Below are 15,471 nucleotides of genomic sequence, written 5' to 3'. Positions count from 1 at the left end.
CCCTACGGGCGCAGGTGCGCGGTCGCAGCCGGTGTCATGCCGGACCCGTCAGGCGCGCCGACGCTGCAGCACGTCGTCGAGGTTGATGCGACCCGTCGCGGGGGTGGCGTCATCCGTCGGTGCAGCGGTGTCGGTGACGTCGAGGCTCTCGGCAGCGGTCGCGGCGACCCGCGCGGCGGCCTCCGCTGCCTTGATGGGCATCCGCGACGCCGCCTTCGGGGCTTCCGGCAGGTCGAGCGGTGCAGGGGCCTGGCGTTCGGCCTTGGCAGCACCGACGTACGTGGGACGCGGCACGTCGACCGGCGCCCAGGCCGTGGACCCCGGCGCCGGAACGCCCGGTGCGGCGGACCCGGCCGGCTCGATGGGCAGCGTAACCGGCCCGCCCTCGGCCGGTTCTGCGTCACGGACGTCCACGGCGGACGAGCCGTGGAGTCCGGCGAGCGCGGCAGTCCGCTGCTCCATCGCGGTGAGGCCGCGTCCGGGGCTCTCATCGGCGTCGAACAGGACGGTGGGGCGCGTGGGTGCGGCGGGTGCCGGGTCCACCGGAACTGTTCGGGGGGCTTCCTCGGGGCCGAAGTCCCGGACCGGCGCCATGGCGTCGGCGAACGCGCGGTTCACGCGGTCCCGGCGGGCACGCACGGCGAGCAGCCTCAGGACCGCGACGGACGCGGCCGTCCCGCCGAGGCATGCCAGCGGGACGAGGAGGGACACGACGCCGATCACGCCGAGCACGAGGGTCACCAGGGTGCCGAGGAGGCACAGGAGGCCGGCCAGGGCGACGGCGATCCGCCCCCACCGGGGGGTGAAGGACTGCTGGCCGGACGTCGTCGTGCTGGACCGGACCACGGCCGTGCCGGCCGTCGTCCCGCGCGTCGTCCCGGGCGCGTCCCAGGTGGTCTCCGGGTGGCGTGGATCGTCCTGCGGCGCGGTCATTGTCATCATGCTCCCCCCGGGACGGCTGGTCCCGGTTGTCGGCGTCTGGCGTCTGGTCCCGGCGAACGCCGGGGTGGTCCTGCCGAGGACGAACGGTGCCACCCACAGCAGCCACAGGCCGACGATTGCTGCAAGTACCAACGAGCTATCCAGGGAGAAGACCACACTCTGAACCGTAGAAGCAATCCCTGCCCGGCTCCTGTATTGCCGGCGGTGTGTCGGCGGCTAATATGCCCCCCTCGGCATCCACCCCGCCCTTCGGCGCTAGGGCGCCCGCCTGCTCTCGAGCCACGGGCCGAGCAGACCCCGTGGTACGTCCTCGGCGGTCAGCGCGAAACTCCGGTGGTCCGCCCACTGTCCGGCGATGTGCAGGAACCGCGGGCGCAGCCCCTCGTCGCGGAAATGCAGCTTCTCCACGACGCGCAGGCTCGCCCGGTTCTCGGGGCGGATGTTGATCTCCATTCGGTGGAGTCCGAGGTCCCGGAAGCAGTAGTCCGTCGCCAGCGCGACCGCCGTCGGCGCGATCCCCCGGCCGGCCCGCTCGGCGTCGACCCAGTAGCCGAGGGTGGCCGTCATCGCGGAGCCCCACGTGATGCCCGACACCGTCAGCTGCCCCACGAGGCGGGCGTCCCGGGACCCGGGCTGCTGCTCCGTGATGAGGAACGGCAGCGCCGTACCGGCCCGGGCCTGGGAGGTCAGGGAGCGCACCATCTGGCGGTAGGTGGGCAGGAAACCCTCCGGATCCGGATTGGAGGCCTCCCAGGGCGCGAGCCAGGTGGCGTTGCGCTGCCGCAACGCCATCCAGGCTGCCTTGTCCCTGTGGCGGATGGGCCTCAGAACCAGCGAGCCGGTCCTGAGGTTCACGGGCCAGCTGGTTGCCGACCACACGGCGGACTACTCCGGGATGTTCTTGCTGAAGTCCTTGATCCAGGCACGGAGGTCCGGACCGAGGTCCTCGCGCTCCGAGGCGAGCGTCACCACGGCCTTCAGGTAGCTCAGCTTGTCGCCGGTGTCGTAGCGGCGGCCGCGGAACACGACGCCGTACACGCCGGACCCCTCGCCCTCGGCGCTCGCGAGGGTCTGCAGGGCGTCGGTCAGCTGGATCTCGCCGCCACGGCCCGGCGCGGTGGTCTCGAGGACGTCGAACACGCGGGGGTGCAGGACGTAGCGGCCGATCACGGCGAGGTTGGACGGCGCGTCCTCGACGGCGGGCTTCTCGACGAGGTGGTTCACGCGCACGTGGCCTTCGCCCTCGATCTCGGTGATGTCCGCGCACCCGTAGGCGCTGATCTGCTGGGGATCCACCTCGATGAGGGCGATGACGGACCCGCCGGTCTTCGCCTGCACCTCGATCATGGTCTCCAGCAGGGGATCGCGCTCGTCGATCAGGTCGTCGCCGAGCAGGACGGCGAACGGCTCGTTGTTGACGTGCAGCTTGGCACGCAGCACGGCGTGGCCGAGGCCCTTCGGATCGCCCTGGCGCAGGTAGTGGATGTCGCCGAGCTCCGAGGGGCGCCGCACGGCGGCGAGCTTGTCGTGGTCGCCCTTGTCCTCGAGGGTCTGCTCGATGAAGGGCACGCGGTCGAAGTGGTCCTCGAGAGCGCGCTTGTTGCGGCCGGTGATCATCAGGACGTCGGACAGTCCGGCGTCCACGGCCTCCTGCACCACGTACTGGATGGCCGGCTTGTCGACGACCGGGAGCATCTCCTTCGGCATCGCCTTGGTCGCGGGAAGGAAGCGGGTTCCCAGCCCGGCCGCGGGGATGACGGCCTTAGTCACGCGTGATCGCAAAGTCATGGGAACCACACTACATAACGGGCCCCCTGTTCCCGGGAAGTCGGCACAATGGTCGAATGACCCCTTCTCCCCGTGATACCGGACCCGCTGCGGAGGCAGGCGCGGCCAAGGCCCGGCTGCGCCGCGCGCTCCGGCAGGCCCGCGCCGCATTGGACCCGGCGGATCGGCGGGACCAGTCGGAGGCACTCGCCCTAGCCGTGACACGGCATCTCGGGAGGACCGCCGCCCCGTCCGGAGGCGCCGCGTCCCGCCGCCCCACGATCGCGGCCTACCTCGGCGTCGACCCGGAGCCCGACACCGCACCGCTGCTCGGGGAACTGCACCGCCTCGGCTTCGGGGTGGCCGTCCCCGTCTGCGAGCCGGGGTACCAGCTGTCCTGGACCGCGTGGACGCCCGGCATCCCGCTCGAGCGTTCCGTGCGCGCCCCGGTGTTCGAACCCGTCGGCCCACGGTGGCCGTTCGAGGAGCTGCCGGACGTCGCCCTGATCCTCGTTCCGGCCCTGGCCGTGGACCGGTCCGGGCAGCGCATCGGCCAGGGCGGTGGCTACTACGACCGCTTCCTGGCGCGGCATCCGCTCGGGCGGCCCGGTGCCCCGCCTCGGCTCGGCGCCGTCTACCGCTCCGAGGTCCTGCCCGTCGGTGCCGTCCCGGCCGAGCCCTGCGACCAGCCCCTCCAGGGCGTCTTCACAGCGGACGGGCTCCTGGACGTCGGGGCACCCCACCCTCCGGTGTAGACTGGCACTCGACCCCGGAGAGTGCCAACAGCGTGTGCTGGAAGCGTGCCGGTCGGGGACCACGAAGCCTGTCCAGGAGGATCTCCATGCCCATGTACGCCTATGCCTGCAAGGACTGCGGCCACACCTTCGACATCCAGCAGTCCTTCTCCGACGACTCCCTGACCGTCTGCCCCGTCTGCGACGGCGCGCTGCGGAAGAAGTTCAACAGCGTGGGTGTGGTCTTCAAGGGCTCCGGTTTCTACCGCAACGACTCCCGCGCCACGACGTCGAGCACGGATGCCACCTCCGCCCCCGCGACGCCGTCGTCGTCCTCGGAGGCCTCCGGTGCGCCCAGTACCGCCGGCGCGTCCGCGGGCTCGTCCTCCGGCGCTGCGGCGACCCCGGCCCCGGCGGGCGCCGACCGCGCTGCATCCTGATCGTCGGTCCGCGGGCCGTGCACGGCGGCTGATGTCCACATAGCAGCGGCACCACCCCGTGGGCGGCTCACCGCCGCCTAGCGTCGGTCCATGCACACCGTCCGCCGCCCCCGGGTCGCCCCTCTCCGGTACCGCCTGCACCGGATGGTGCATCGCCGCCGGAGGCTTCTCGCCTGCCTGCTCCTGTGTGCCGCCGCCGGCGTCGCCGTCGAAGCGACCGTCGGAGACGACTACCCGACGACGGCGGTCGTCAGTGCCGCCCGCGACCTCGCCGTCGGGACCGTCCTGACGGACGCGGATGTCTCGATCGTCCGGGTGCCCGACCAGGCCGTCGTCGCCGGGACCCTCCGCCGCGCCGACGAGGTGGTGGGCCGGCAGCTGGCCACTCCCCTGCCGGAAGGCTTCCCGTTCCCGGCGACCGCCTTCGTCGGTGAGGGCCTGCTGACCGGGATGGCGCACGGCACCGTCGCGGTCCCGCTCCGTCCGGCCGATGCCGCCACGGTCCAGCTCCTCGCTCCCGGACAGCGCGTGGACGTGATCCTCAGTACCGGCAACGGGTTCGACGTCCCGGGCGACTCGACGGTCCTCGCGCGGTCGGTCCCCGTCCTGTGGACCGCGCCGGAAGCAGGCGGCGGGTCCTGGCCGGGCGCCGGGGACGACGGCGGGCTCGTCGTCGTCGCGGCGGGCCCGGAGGACGCCGCGACGCTCGCCGGAGCCTCCAGCGCCGGGGACGTGCACCTCGTCCTCACGACAGGCTCATGAGCACGAGCCGGCGCTCACGCGGCGCAGCCCGCGCTGCCGTCGGACGTGGGGCTCACCCCCAGTGCGGCGGGCGCTGCTCCCTGAGCCACGCGTCGTGATCGTCCGGGGTGTCGCCCCACGACCGCGGGTCGTCCTCGCCCGCGGTCACCGGGATGGCGGGCGCAGTCGCGGGCGCGGGGTCCTTCGGGACAGCCTGGCCCGGCGCCGCCTCGCGGGCCGGCGGCTGATCGTCGTGGCTCATCCTGTCGCGGTCCTTCCGTGGTTACGGCTGGTCCGCAGGCTCGCGGGGCGGCAGGCCGATGAGCGCCGACGCGCGTTCCGCGCAGCCGTCCGGGTCCGTGAAGACCTCGATGGTCCACAGCGGCATGTAGCGCCACCCCATGCGTTCGAGGATCTGCGGCCTGAGCCTGCTGCGCTCCCGCACCGACATGGACTTGTAGCGGCTGGTGCCGTCCGATTCGATGGCCAGCGGGGCCGGCCGTTCGTCCTGCGCAGCGGCAGCACTCCCGTCGGCGCGGAGATCGGCGGGCCGCACCGCCACGATGTCGAGGACGCCGGCGTAGTGGTCCCATACCTCGGCCCCGCGGTGCCGCAGCCGGTCCACCAGGTCGGCGACGAGCGGGTCCTCGTTGCTCCCGGACACGGGGCGGCTTCCGCCGGCGTCGCCGCCGAGTTCGCGCTGGAGCAGCTCGAAGAAGTCCAGGGCACCGGCGGTGAGGCGATCCGGGTCGAGGTCGGCGGGCTGGAAGCACGTCAGCACGTGCTGCAGCCGGCGGGCACGGGTCATCGCCATCACGAAGTTGCGGCGCCCGTCGGGACCGGACAGCGGACCGAACGAGTGCAGGGCACGCCCGTGGGGGGTCCGGCCGTAGCCCAGCGAGAAGATGATGTCGTCGCGGACGAGGCCTCCGGCGCGTTCGACGGGCACGACCCGGAAGGACTCCCGTCCCGGCGTGAAGAACCCGGCGGCCCAGGGGAACTCGGCCATCTGCAGGCGGATCGCCTCCCCGACCCGGGCGGCATGCCGGGCGCTGGCGGTGACGACGGCGAGGGAGGACCGCGGGCGGTGCCGGATGTGCTCGAAAACGAGTTCGACGACGCGCTTGACCTCGACGTCGACGCTCTCCACGCCGTCGTGCTCGGAGCTCGGCATCCCCGTACCGTTCGGCAGGTACTCGACCACGAGACCGCGGCCCTCCCCCGTGACCTCGGAGGCCTGCGGCAGGCGGGTGAGCTTGCCGTCGTAGAACGACTCGCTCAGGTAGGTCCCCAGGCCGCGGTCCACACCCCGGTACACCGCCGTCAGCCCGCGCACGGGCAGGACCGACCGCAGCGCGTCGAAGGCGCTGGGCAGGGGCTCGAGGGCCGAGGCGCGGTCGGCGGACTGCACCTCGATGCTGAAGCGGGTGGGAGCGGCCAGGCGGTCGTCGCCGAAGATCACGGTCTGCGCGGAACGCGCCACGCACGGCACCGCGCTCTGCAGGGACATCGACTCGCCGTCGAGGAGGACGGCGGTGTCGAACCGGTAGTCCCCGGGCACGGCACCCCTGATGGTCAGCGGGCTCACGGCCCAGATGGGCAGCAGTGCCGCCACGAGGTCGCGGTGGAGCGCGGCGAAGACCTCCAGGGTGAGGGTGTCGTCCTTCAGCCCCTGACGCAGCGTCGCGGCGTCCTCGGGGTGGCTCGCGACCGCGGCCCGCCAGCGGTCCGCGAGGATCCAGCGGACGCGGGCGGATCCCGAGGCGATGTGCGCGTTGTCGGCGAGCCGGTACTCCGCTTCGAGCTTGCGGAGACTCGCCCCGTCCGACATCGCGAGGTAGTCGTCCCCGCTGATCATGGCCTCGAGGGCGGACTGCCACCAGGCGAGTTCCAGCTCGGCGCCCACGCGCTCGGCGGGCACCTCCCGGGCGGCGAGGTCGGTGAGCAGCTCGGCGAGGCCCTGCTCGCGCATCTCGTCGAGGAGCAGCGTGCGCTCGGGCAGCGTCTCTAGGGTGTCCTTGTCCGCGGCGAGGTCGCGCAGCCGCGCCTCGAGGCCGTCCAGGACCAGTCCGGCGAGGTCCGGGTGCTCCGCCGTGGGCCGGAGGATCGCCGTGAGCTCCGCGAGGCGTCCCTCGACGGCGCGGTAGGACGCATGGATCTCGGCCAGCCCGGTGGGCACGGAGGGGTGCCGCTCGGTGAGGGCGTACCGCGTCCACAGGGTGCGCTGCTGCTGCACCTCGAGCAGCGAGCTGTGGAGGTCGGAGATCTGGACGCCGGGCCGGATGTACTCCTTGGCCACGCGCCGCAGCCGGGAGCGCGTCATCGAGCTCATCTCGATGCCGCGTTCCTTGCGCCACGCCGACGGCGCCGTGGCCGAGATCAGGTCCGTCACGGGGCGGTCGAAGATGTCGGGCGTGAACTTGTCGAGGCTGCCCCGCACGGCGACGAGCAGTTCGAGCTGCTCGCCCCACTCCCTGAAGCTGTCGCCGAGGGTGATGTGCGAGTGCTCCGCGACGCGCTGCACCTCGCCGCGCAGTTCGGGGATCCCGGTGGCGAGCTCCTCGGCGAGGCCGTGCGCGTGCTCGGTCTCCTTGCGGTTGAGCAGCTGCGCGCCGTACCAGGGGCTCTCGGTCGAGGCCTTGCTGAAGCTGCCCAGTTCGGCGGCCCGCTGGAGCCGCTCCGTCAGCTCCCGGCGGTCGGCGATGGAGTCGAGGACGCTGCGCTTGAGGCGCACCGTGGTGGACGGCGCCGGATCGAGCGCCGTGAGGCCGGCCAGGGACTGCATCGCCTGGTAGGGCGAGCACCTCCACCGGCTGCGCACGTCGTGCAGGCTGCGCACGTGCTCGACCAGCTGGTGCCGGTGCTCGGTCAGCGTGGAGTGCAGGGTGTCGAGCGACGGTTCGGCCGCCTTCTCGTTCCGCACCAGGGCGCGGATGACGGCCTCCCGCAACTGGGCGGAACCGGTCTGGCTGCCGAGCTGGAGCACGAGGGAGCCGAGGTTCAGGCCGTCGAGGTCCTGGACGAATTCGTTGAGCGTGCCCCGACGCTCGGCGGCGACGATCACGCGGCGACCGGCGGCCGCGGACCGGGCCGCGAGGTTGAGCGCCGTCTGGGTCTGGCCCGTCCCCGGCGGAGCGGCCACGACGACGCTCACCCCGGCGGATGCGAGATCGAGGACCTCCTGCTGGGCGCCGTCCGCGTCGAGGATCAGGAGCTCGTCCTGGGGGTCGCGCTCATCGGGTGCCGGGAACGAGAGTCCGTCGGCCGCCGTCGTGAGCGATGCCGCAGCCTCCTCGTCGCCCCGCGCCGACGCCAGGAGTGCAGCCAGGACAGGGTGCTCGGGGCGCAGGGCGGGATCGCCCTTCACCCCGGCCAGGTCCGCGAAGGTCGACACGAGGATGCGGTGCTCGATCGACATGCCGCGCACGCCGTCACTGAGCACGCGCATACGCTCGAGGACAGGATGCGGGTCCATCCGGGCCGTCCCGTAGGCCAGGCGCGCGATGCCCGCCGGGTCCACCTGGAGGCCCTGCTGGTACCGCAGGTGGCGGACCAGCGCCGGGTTCATGCGGGCCTGCTCGGTGATCTGGAGCTCGTAGTCGTCCTGCGACGCATGGACGGTCAGGGACACGGCGGTCAGGAGCACGGGGGCGTTGAGGGTCTGCGACCGCCCGGAATCGTCCACGGAGCGCCAGGACGCCGTGCCGGCGGCCAGGTACCCGACGTCGATCCCGCGTTCGGTCCCGAGTTCGAAGATCTTCGCCCGGAGCGCGCGTGCGGCCGCCTTGGCCGCGCTGTACTGCACCGGGTCCCGGAGGAGGGTCGACAGCCTCGTCCGCCGTCCTGCGAGAAGCTGCGCGAGGCCCGAGGGGTGCGCATGGGTCAGGTCGATGCTGGTGCCGGCGGAGGGCCGGAAGTGGAGCAGCGTGTCCCCGCTGGCCTGCGACCCTAGCCCGTCGAGCCATGGCTCGAGGAAGTCCCCGGCGGCCGGGGCCTGGGGCGCCGACGCCGGCTGCTGCTGCGATGCCGCGACCGGCCCGCCGTCCTGCGGCTGATCCGCCGGCTCTCCTGCCGCATCACGCTGGTCCTGCTCCGGCACCGCCGCCTTCTTCCCTGCATTGTCACGTGCTGATCTCGACCAGATGGGCATGTCTTCCAAGCTATCCGAAAAGCGTCCGGACCCCGCGGATAGCAACGCGGCCCGGGCGGACCGGAGTGGGCCGATGCCCGCCCCGGAGCGCGACTACTCCCATTCGATGGTTCCCGGCGGCTTGCTCGTGACATCGAGCACCACGCGGTTGACGCCGTCCACCTCGTTGGTGATCCGGTTCGAGATCCGCGCGAGCAGGTCGTACGGCAGGCGGGACCAGTCCGCGGTCATGGCGTCCTCGCTCGACACCGGGCGCAGGACGATGGGGTGCCCGTAGGTGCGGCCGTCCCCCTGCACGCCGACGCTGCGGACGTCCGCGAGCAGGACCACGGGCATCTGCCACACCTCGTTGTCGAGTCCGGCCGCCGTGAGTTCGGCGCGGGCGATCGCATCCGCCGTGCGCAGCAGTTCGAGCCGCTCCTCCGTGACCTCCCCGACGATCCGGATGCCCAGCCCCGGCCCGGGGAAGGGCTGCCGTCCCACGATCTCCGCCGGCAGGCCGAGCTGGGCGCCGACGGCGCGCACCTCGTCCTTGAAGAGGGCCCGGAGGGGTTCGACGAGTTCGAACTGCAGGTCCTCGGGCAGGCCGCCCACGTTGTGGTGGCTCTTGATGTTCGAGGCGCCCTCGCCGCCGCCCGATTCGACGACGTCGGGGTAGAGGGTGCCCTGCACGAGGAAACGGATGGACTCGCCGTCCGCCTCCGCCTCGCGCATGATGGCGCGTTCCGCCTCCTCGAAGGCGCGGATGAACTCGCGGCCGATGATCTTGCGCTTGGTCTCCGGGTCCGAGACGCCGGCCAGCGCGTCGAGGAACCGGCGCTGCTCGTTGGCGACGTACAGCCTGACGCCGGTCGCCGCGACGAAGTCGCGCTCCACCTGCTCGGCCTCGCCCTCGCGCAGCAGTCCGTGGTCCACGAACACGCAGGTGAGCTGGTCACCGACGGCGCGCTGCACGAGGGCTGCGGCCACGGCGGAGTCCACCCCGCCGGAGAGCCCGCAGATCACGCGGGCGTCCCCGACCTGCTCGCGGATGCCCTGCACCTGCTCCTCGAGGATGTCGCCGGTGGTCCAGTTCGGGGCCAGGCGGGCACCCCGGAAGAGGAAGTTCTCGAGGACGGCCTGGCCGTGCTGGGAGTGCTTGACCTCGGGGTGCCACTGCACGCCGTAGAGGCCCTTCTCCTCGTTCGCGAAGGCCGCGACGGGCGCGCCGGCGGTGCTGGCGAGGACGTCGAAGCCCTCGGGGGCGGACTGCACGCTGTCGCCGTGGCTCATCCACGCGTTCTGGTGCTCCGGGGTCCCGCTGAGGATCGAGCGGGCCGCGCCGTCGGAGCGCACGTCCGTGGAGCCGTATTCCCGCAGGCCGGTCTTCGCGACCGTGCCGCCGAGGGCATCGGCCATCGCCTGGAAGCCGTAGCAGATGCCGAGGACCGGCACGCCTGCCTCGAAGAGGTCGGCCTCGACGCGGGGCGCGCCCTCGGCGTAGACGCTCGACGGCCCGCCGGAGAGGATGATCGCCGCCGGGTTCTTCGCGAGGATCTCCTGCGTGCTCAGGGTGTGCGGCACGATCTCGGAGTAGACGTCGGCCTCGCGGACGCGGCGCGCGATCAGCTGGGCGTACTGTGCGCCGTAGTCCACGACGAGGACAGGTCGGTGTTCGGAGCCGTTCTCGGGGGTAGTCACCCGTCAACAATAGTCTGCGCGCGCGGACCGGGCTGCATCAGCGGGCCTCTGTGAAGCCGCTCAGTAGCGGGGCGCGGCCTCGGGGTGCGCCGCCAGGTCCTCCTCCACCTGCCGGTGGATCCGCTTCTCGACGACGAAGGACAGCAGCGGCACCACGCCACCGAGGGCGATGAGGATGAAGCGGCCGAAGGGCCAGCGCATGATCTGCCAGAGGCGGAAGTCGGCGATGAGGTAGACCACGTACAGCCAGCCGTGGACGATCAGCACGGTGGTCGAGAGGTTCAGTCCCCCGGCCGTCGCCGCGACGGTCTCGGGCAGGAACTGCAGGGGCGCGCCGCCCCCGGCGACGATCTCCGTCCCGTACCCGTACTTGGCGACCATCTCCACGACCACGAGCAGGAGCATCACACCGGTCGCGTACGCGAGGACCTTGTAGAACCTGAGGGCGGCGCGGATCTGCGCATGCGTGCCGCCGAACCGCCGCTTCGGCGTGCCCTTCGCGGGCGTGCGGCCCGATCCGGTGGTCGGGTCGAGAGCTGGCTCAGTCACGGTGCATTCCGCCTTCGGTGTCGGGTCTCATCTCGGAGCTTGCTGCGGGCATCGCGTCGGATCGGGTGCCGGGCGAGGGCTGTGCCCCTGCCTCCGCGGCGTCCTCGGCGTCCTCGAGCGCGCGGCGGTGGTCGTCGGCGACGAGGCGCCACCACAGGAAGAATGCGAAGCCCGCGAAGACGAACCATTCGATCGCGTAGAAGATGTTGAGCCAGTTGATGGGCGTCTCCTGCGGCTGCGGACCGACGACCACCGGCTCCATGCCGGCGGCGAAGGGCACATCCACTCCCCCGGCGGTCACCGTCGTCGCCACCACGAACGCCGCGTAGGCGCGGGCGTCCCAGCGGTTGGCCAGCTCGGCGGTGGACAGCGAGGGCACCTGGCCCTCGACGGGCCGCTGCACCAGGGGCGCCTCGGGCGGCAGGAGGCGTCCGACGACGGCGGCCGGCCCCTCCTGCTCGGGCAGGGAGGAGGCGTCCTCGGCGGCGGGCACCCAGCCGAGCACGATCGGGATGACGGCATCCTGCCCGGCATCCCCGGCCGGCGTCGCCGCGCCGTCGACGGCGAACGCCTGGATCACCCAGAGGCCCTCCTCGCCGTCGCGCACGCGGTCCTGGACCAGGGTGCGGGTGTCCGGCAGGAACGTGCCGTCGAGCGAGACCATCTGGTCGGCGCCCGAGGCGTACAGGGGCGTGAGGGGCTGGAGCACGTCGGTCAGGGGCCGGACGTCCTCGGTGGTGCTCGGCGCAGGCGGCGGGGCCTGTCGCGAGGAGTTGAACTGCCACTGGCTGAGGAGCACGAAGACCGAGGCGATCGCCATCGCGAGGACCAGCAGGAGGATCCATCGGGGCTTGAGCGCGGTCTTCAACACACCTCAACGGTACTTCGTGCCTCTGTAGAACAACGAATGGTGCCCGGATCGAACGCCCCGGGACCGGGCCGGGAAAACTGATTGGGAAATCTCTATCACTCGACCCGGATCCGGTCTAGGCTTGGTCCTCGTGCGCTCCTTTCCCTACCCCCTCACCGGCCCCCCGGACCTGCGTTCGCCCGCGCGCTACCTGCTGTGGCTCGCGGGCCACCAGAAGGCCACGCTGGCCGCCGGGATCCTGCTCGGCACGGTGTGGATGACGTCGCAGGCCGTGATGCCCTTCGTGCTCGGCCGGGCCATCGACGACGGCGTCATCGGCGGTGACTACGCGGCGCTCGTCGCGTGGGCCGGCGCCCTGCTCGGCCTCATGGTGGTCCAGGCGGTCTCCGACACCGCCACGCACCGCGCCGGGGTCAGCAACTGGATGCAGGCCGCGTTCCGTTCCGTCCGCCTCGTGGGCCACACGATCAGCAGGACCGGCGACGCCCTGCCCACGGCGCTGTCCACCGGGGAGGTCGTCTCGACCGCGGCCTCCGACGCCTTCCGCCTCGGCGAGGTCTACGAGGTCCTGACGCGCCTCGCCGGCGCGGCCGCGGCCTGGCTCGTGGTGACGGCCCTCATCTGGCAGACCTCGCCCGTACTGGGCGTCGTGGTGCTCGCGGGCGTCCCCGTGTGCTGCGGACTGCTCCTGTTCGTGGTGCGCCCCCTGCAGGCGCGGCAGCGCGAACAGCGCGAGGCGTCCGGCAGGATGACGGCGGTCGGTGCGGACACCGTGGCGGGGCTGCGTGTACTGCGCGGCATCGGCGGCGAGCACATCTTCGTGGACCGGTACCGGGCCCGGTCCGCGGAGACCCGCGACTCGGGCATCCGCGTGGCGCGCTCCCTCGCGGACCTCGAGGCGTCGCAGGTCTTCATCGCGGGCACCTTCAGCGTGGTGTTCACGTGGGTCGGGGCGTCTCTGGTCCTCTCGGGCGACATCACGCCCGGCGAGCTGGTGGCGCTGTACGGCTTCTCGATCTTCCTCATGACCCCCATCCGGGCGGCCGCCGATTCCGTGGCGCGCTTCATCCGCGCGCACGTGGGCGCCCGGAAGATCCTCGCCGTGCTCGCGGTCCGGGCGAACGTCGCCGAGAGCCCGACGCCGGCCCCCGCCCCGCCGTCGGGTTCCGTGCTCGTCGACGAGCGCTCGGGCGTCGTCGTCGAGCCCGGCCTGCTGACGGCGGTCGTCGCGAAGGACCCCGCCGACGCGACGGATGCCGTCACGCGCCTCGGCCGCTTCGAGGACGCCGTCCTCCAGGAGGCGGGTGTCCGGTGGGGTACCGCCGACCTGCGGCATGTGCCGCTCGCTGCCATCCGCGAGCGCATCGTGGTCAGCGAGGCCAGCCCGCAGCTCTTCAGCGGGCCGCTGCGCCGGCAGCTCGACCCGCACGGCAGGCACGACGACGCCGCGATCCTCGCGGCCCTCGAGGACGCCGGCGCCCTGGACATCCTGGACGGCCTCGAGGACGGCCTCGACCACGCGGTGACCGAGCGGGGCCGGAGCTTCTCGGGTGGGCAGCGCCAGCGCCTGGTCCTGGCCCGCGCGTACCTGACCGACGCCGAGACCCTCGTCCTGGTGGAACCGACGAGCGCCGTCGACGCCCACACCGAGCAGCGCATCGCGTCCCGGCTGGCCGGGGCGCGGCGCCGGGACGGCCGGACGACCGTCGTGGTCACCGCGAGCCCGCTCCTGCTGCGGGCCATGGACCGCGTGATCTTCCTCGAGGACGGCCGCGTCGCCGCACAGGCCGGCCACGCGGAGCTCATGGCCGGCACGCCCGCCTATCGAGATGTGGTGATCCGCAGTGAGTAGTAGGGCCACGCTTCCCGTCGCCGCCCCGAAGGCGGTGCGTGACGAAGCCGCACGCCTGATCCGCCACCACCGGCGGGGCCTCGGGATGGTGATCGCCCTGTACATCGGATCGGCCGTCGCGGGGCTCGCCGGGCCGCTGCTGCTCGGGCTCCTCATCGACGCCGTGGCGGCGGGCACCACGCCCGGGTTCGTGGCGACCGTGTCGCTCGGGATGCTCGCGTTCCTCGCGGTGCAGTCGGTGCTGCGACGGTACGCCGTCCGCTCCGGCATGGTGTTCGGCGAACGCGTGTTCGCCGAACTGCGCGAGGACTTCATGGAGGACGTCACCGCGCTCCCCCTCTCCACGGTCGAGAAGGCCGGCACCGGCGATCTGGTGGCCCGCACCACCAACGACATCGACGCCGTGTCCCACACGGTGCGCTTCGGCGTGCCGCAGGTCGTCGTCTCGGTGGTGACCATCGTCCTGACGCTCGGCGCCGCCGTCGTCACCTCCCCGATCCTGTCGCTGGCCCTCCTCGTGGGGCTGCCGCTGCTCTGGCCCGTCACGCGCTGGTACCTCCGGCGCAGTGCCGGCGGGTACATGCGCGAACGCGAGACCTACGCCGTCGTGAACGGGACGATCACCGAGACCATCGAGGGCGCCCGTACCGTGGACGCCCTCGGCCTCGGCGGACTGCGCCGCGCGGACCTCGACGACGCCCTCGGCACCAGCTACCGGGCGGAGCGCTACACGCTGTGGCTGCGCTCGGTGCTGTTCCCGGCCGCGGACATCGCCTTCTGGCTGCCCGCCGCGGCCGTCCTCCTGTGGGGTGGCTGGCTCGCGGGCCAGGACCTGGTGACGCCGGGCGCCGTGGCCGCCGTCGCACTGTTCGCGGTGCGGCTGATCGACCCGGTGGACCTGCTCATCATGTGGACCGACGAGATCCAGGTGGGCGCCGCGTCGCTGGCCCGGATCGTCGGCATCAAGGGCGTGGAGCCGGACCGGGAGGCGACGGCGGCGGAACCGGCGAACGAGGACATCGTCGTGTCGGCCGCCACATACGCCTACCGTCCGGGCCACAACGTGCTGCACGGCGTGGACCTCACGCTCGTGCGGGGCGAGCGGCTCGCCGTCGTCGGGCCCTCCGGGGCCGGCAAGTCGACGCTGGGGCGCCTGATCGCCGGGATCCACCCGCCGACGTCGGGCTCGGTCACGGTGGGCGGCGTGCCGCTCGTGGACCGGCCGCTGGACGACCTGCGCCGCGAGGTGGCGCTCGTGACGCAGGAGCACCACGTGTTCGTCGGCTCCGTCTCCGACAACGTGCGCCTCGGCCGGGCGGACGCGGGCGACGGCGAGATCGAGGACGCCCTGCGCAGCGTCGGGGCGCTCGACTGGGTGAAGCAGCTGCCCGAGGGCATGGACACGGAGGTGGGCTCGGGGGCGTTCGAGCTCAGCCCCGCCCGGGCCCAGGAGCTCGCCCTGGCGCGGCTCATCCTCGCCGATCCGCACACCCTGGTGCTCGACGAGGCGACGTCCCTCATCGATCCGCAGGCCGCTCGCGACCTCGAACGCTCGCTGAACGCGGTCCTCGAGGGGCGGACCGTCATCGCCATCGCGCACCGGCTGCACACGGCGCACGACGCCGACCGCGTGGCCGTCGTCGAGGGCGGGCGGATCGCCGAGCTCGGCTCGCACGAGGAACTGCTCGCGCTCGACGGCGCGTACGCATCCCTGTGGCACTCGTGGCGGAGCGACTGACGGACAG

General features: G+C 72.6%; 13 protein-coding genes. 5 read left to right on the top strand and 8 right to left on the bottom strand.

Translation table 11 applies throughout. From position 1 onward, the window contains the following. Positions 1-48 precede the first annotated feature (48 nt). From RY94_RS01715 to galU, 3 genes are all read right to left on the bottom strand, one after another. Positions 49-1,074: a hypothetical protein gene (locus tag RY94_RS01715; protein ID WP_156134972.1), complete on the bottom strand. Its 1,026-nt coding sequence runs from the start codon at positions 1,072-1,074 to the stop codon at positions 49-51. Positions 1,075-1,197: 123 nt separating this feature from the next. Then, positions 1,198-1,821: a GNAT family N-acetyltransferase gene (locus RY94_RS01710; protein WP_043440899.1), complete on the bottom strand. Its 624-nt coding sequence runs from the start codon at positions 1,819-1,821 to the stop codon at positions 1,198-1,200. Positions 1,822-1,827: 6 nt separating this feature from the next. Then, positions 1,828-2,730: a UTP--glucose-1-phosphate uridylyltransferase GalU gene (gene galU, locus RY94_RS01705; protein WP_043440897.1), complete on the bottom strand. Its 903-nt coding sequence runs from the start codon at positions 2,728-2,730 to the stop codon at positions 1,828-1,830. Positions 2,731-2,786: 56 nt separating this feature from the next. Between galU and RY94_RS01700 the strand changes: the two genes are divergently transcribed. The 3 genes from RY94_RS01700 to cpaB all read left to right on the top strand — a co-directional run bounded on the left by RY94_RS01700 (position 2,787) and on the right by cpaB (position 4,645). Next, positions 2,787-3,464, top strand: coding sequence for a 5-formyltetrahydrofolate cyclo-ligase (locus tag RY94_RS01700; protein WP_082045974.1), 678 nt, complete (start codon positions 2,787-2,789; stop codon positions 3,462-3,464). An 86-nt stretch (positions 3,465-3,550) separates the two neighbouring features. After that, positions 3,551-3,883: an FmdB family zinc ribbon protein gene (locus RY94_RS01695; protein WP_043440896.1), complete on the top strand. Its 333-nt coding sequence runs from the start codon at positions 3,551-3,553 to the stop codon at positions 3,881-3,883. A 90-nt stretch (positions 3,884-3,973) separates the two neighbouring features. Continuing rightward, positions 3,974-4,645 (top strand): Flp pilus assembly protein CpaB, encoded by a 672-nt coding sequence (cpaB, locus tag RY94_RS01690; RefSeq protein ID WP_082045973.1) that lies wholly within the window; start codon positions 3,974-3,976, stop codon positions 4,643-4,645. A gap of 52 nt (positions 4,646-4,697) precedes the next feature. On the opposite strand, the gene RY94_RS18250 is transcribed toward cpaB, so the two are convergent. The 5 genes from RY94_RS18250 to RY94_RS01670 form a co-directional block, all read right to left on the bottom strand. Beyond that, complete coding sequence (locus RY94_RS18250) at positions 4,698-4,886, bottom strand: hypothetical protein (RefSeq protein WP_231554373.1); 189 nt, start codon at positions 4,884-4,886, stop codon at positions 4,698-4,700. A gap of 21 nt (positions 4,887-4,907) precedes the next feature. Further along, on the bottom strand, positions 4,908-8,774 hold the full coding sequence (locus RY94_RS01685; RefSeq protein WP_231554372.1) for a DUF4011 domain-containing protein: 3,867 nt from the start codon (positions 8,772-8,774) through the stop codon (positions 4,908-4,910). Positions 8,775-8,867: 93 nt separating this feature from the next. Beyond that, complete coding sequence (guaA, locus tag RY94_RS01680; RefSeq protein ID WP_043440892.1) at positions 8,868-10,454, bottom strand: glutamine-hydrolyzing GMP synthase; 1,587 nt, start codon at positions 10,452-10,454, stop codon at positions 8,868-8,870. 60 nt (positions 10,455-10,514) lie between these two features. After that, entirely contained in the window at positions 10,515-11,003 is a 489-nt protein-coding gene (locus tag RY94_RS01675; protein WP_043440890.1) for a DUF3817 domain-containing protein, read from the bottom strand. Then, positions 10,996-11,874 carry an SURF1 family protein gene (locus tag RY94_RS01670; protein ID WP_043440887.1) on the bottom strand — a complete coding sequence of 293 codons (879 nt, stop codon included), beginning with the start codon at positions 11,872-11,874 and terminating at the stop codon, positions 10,996-10,998. The genes RY94_RS01675 and RY94_RS01670 overlap by 8 nt, the downstream gene beginning before the upstream one ends. Before the next feature lie 130 nt (positions 11,875-12,004). On the opposite strand from RY94_RS01670, the gene RY94_RS01665 reads away from it, so the two are divergent. Continuing rightward, positions 12,005-13,726 carry an ABC transporter transmembrane domain-containing protein gene (locus tag RY94_RS01665; RefSeq protein WP_043441361.1) on the top strand — a complete coding sequence of 574 codons (1,722 nt, stop codon included), beginning with the start codon at positions 12,005-12,007 and terminating at the stop codon, positions 13,724-13,726. Further along, complete coding sequence (locus tag RY94_RS01660) at positions 13,719-15,464, top strand: ABC transporter ATP-binding protein (RefSeq protein WP_043440885.1); 1,746 nt, start codon at positions 13,719-13,721, stop codon at positions 15,462-15,464. The genes RY94_RS01665 and RY94_RS01660 overlap by 8 nt, the downstream gene beginning before the upstream one ends. The last annotated feature ends 7 nt before the right edge of the window (positions 15,465-15,471 follow it).

It is taken from the genome of Arthrobacter sp. L77, assembly GCF_000816565.1.
In the GTDB taxonomy this organism is placed as follows: Bacteria; Actinomycetota; Actinomycetes; order Actinomycetales; family Micrococcaceae; genus Arthrobacter_D; species Arthrobacter_D antioxidans.
Note: the sequence above shows the minus strand (reverse complement) of the source record. Positions and strands in the feature narration are given on the sequence as shown.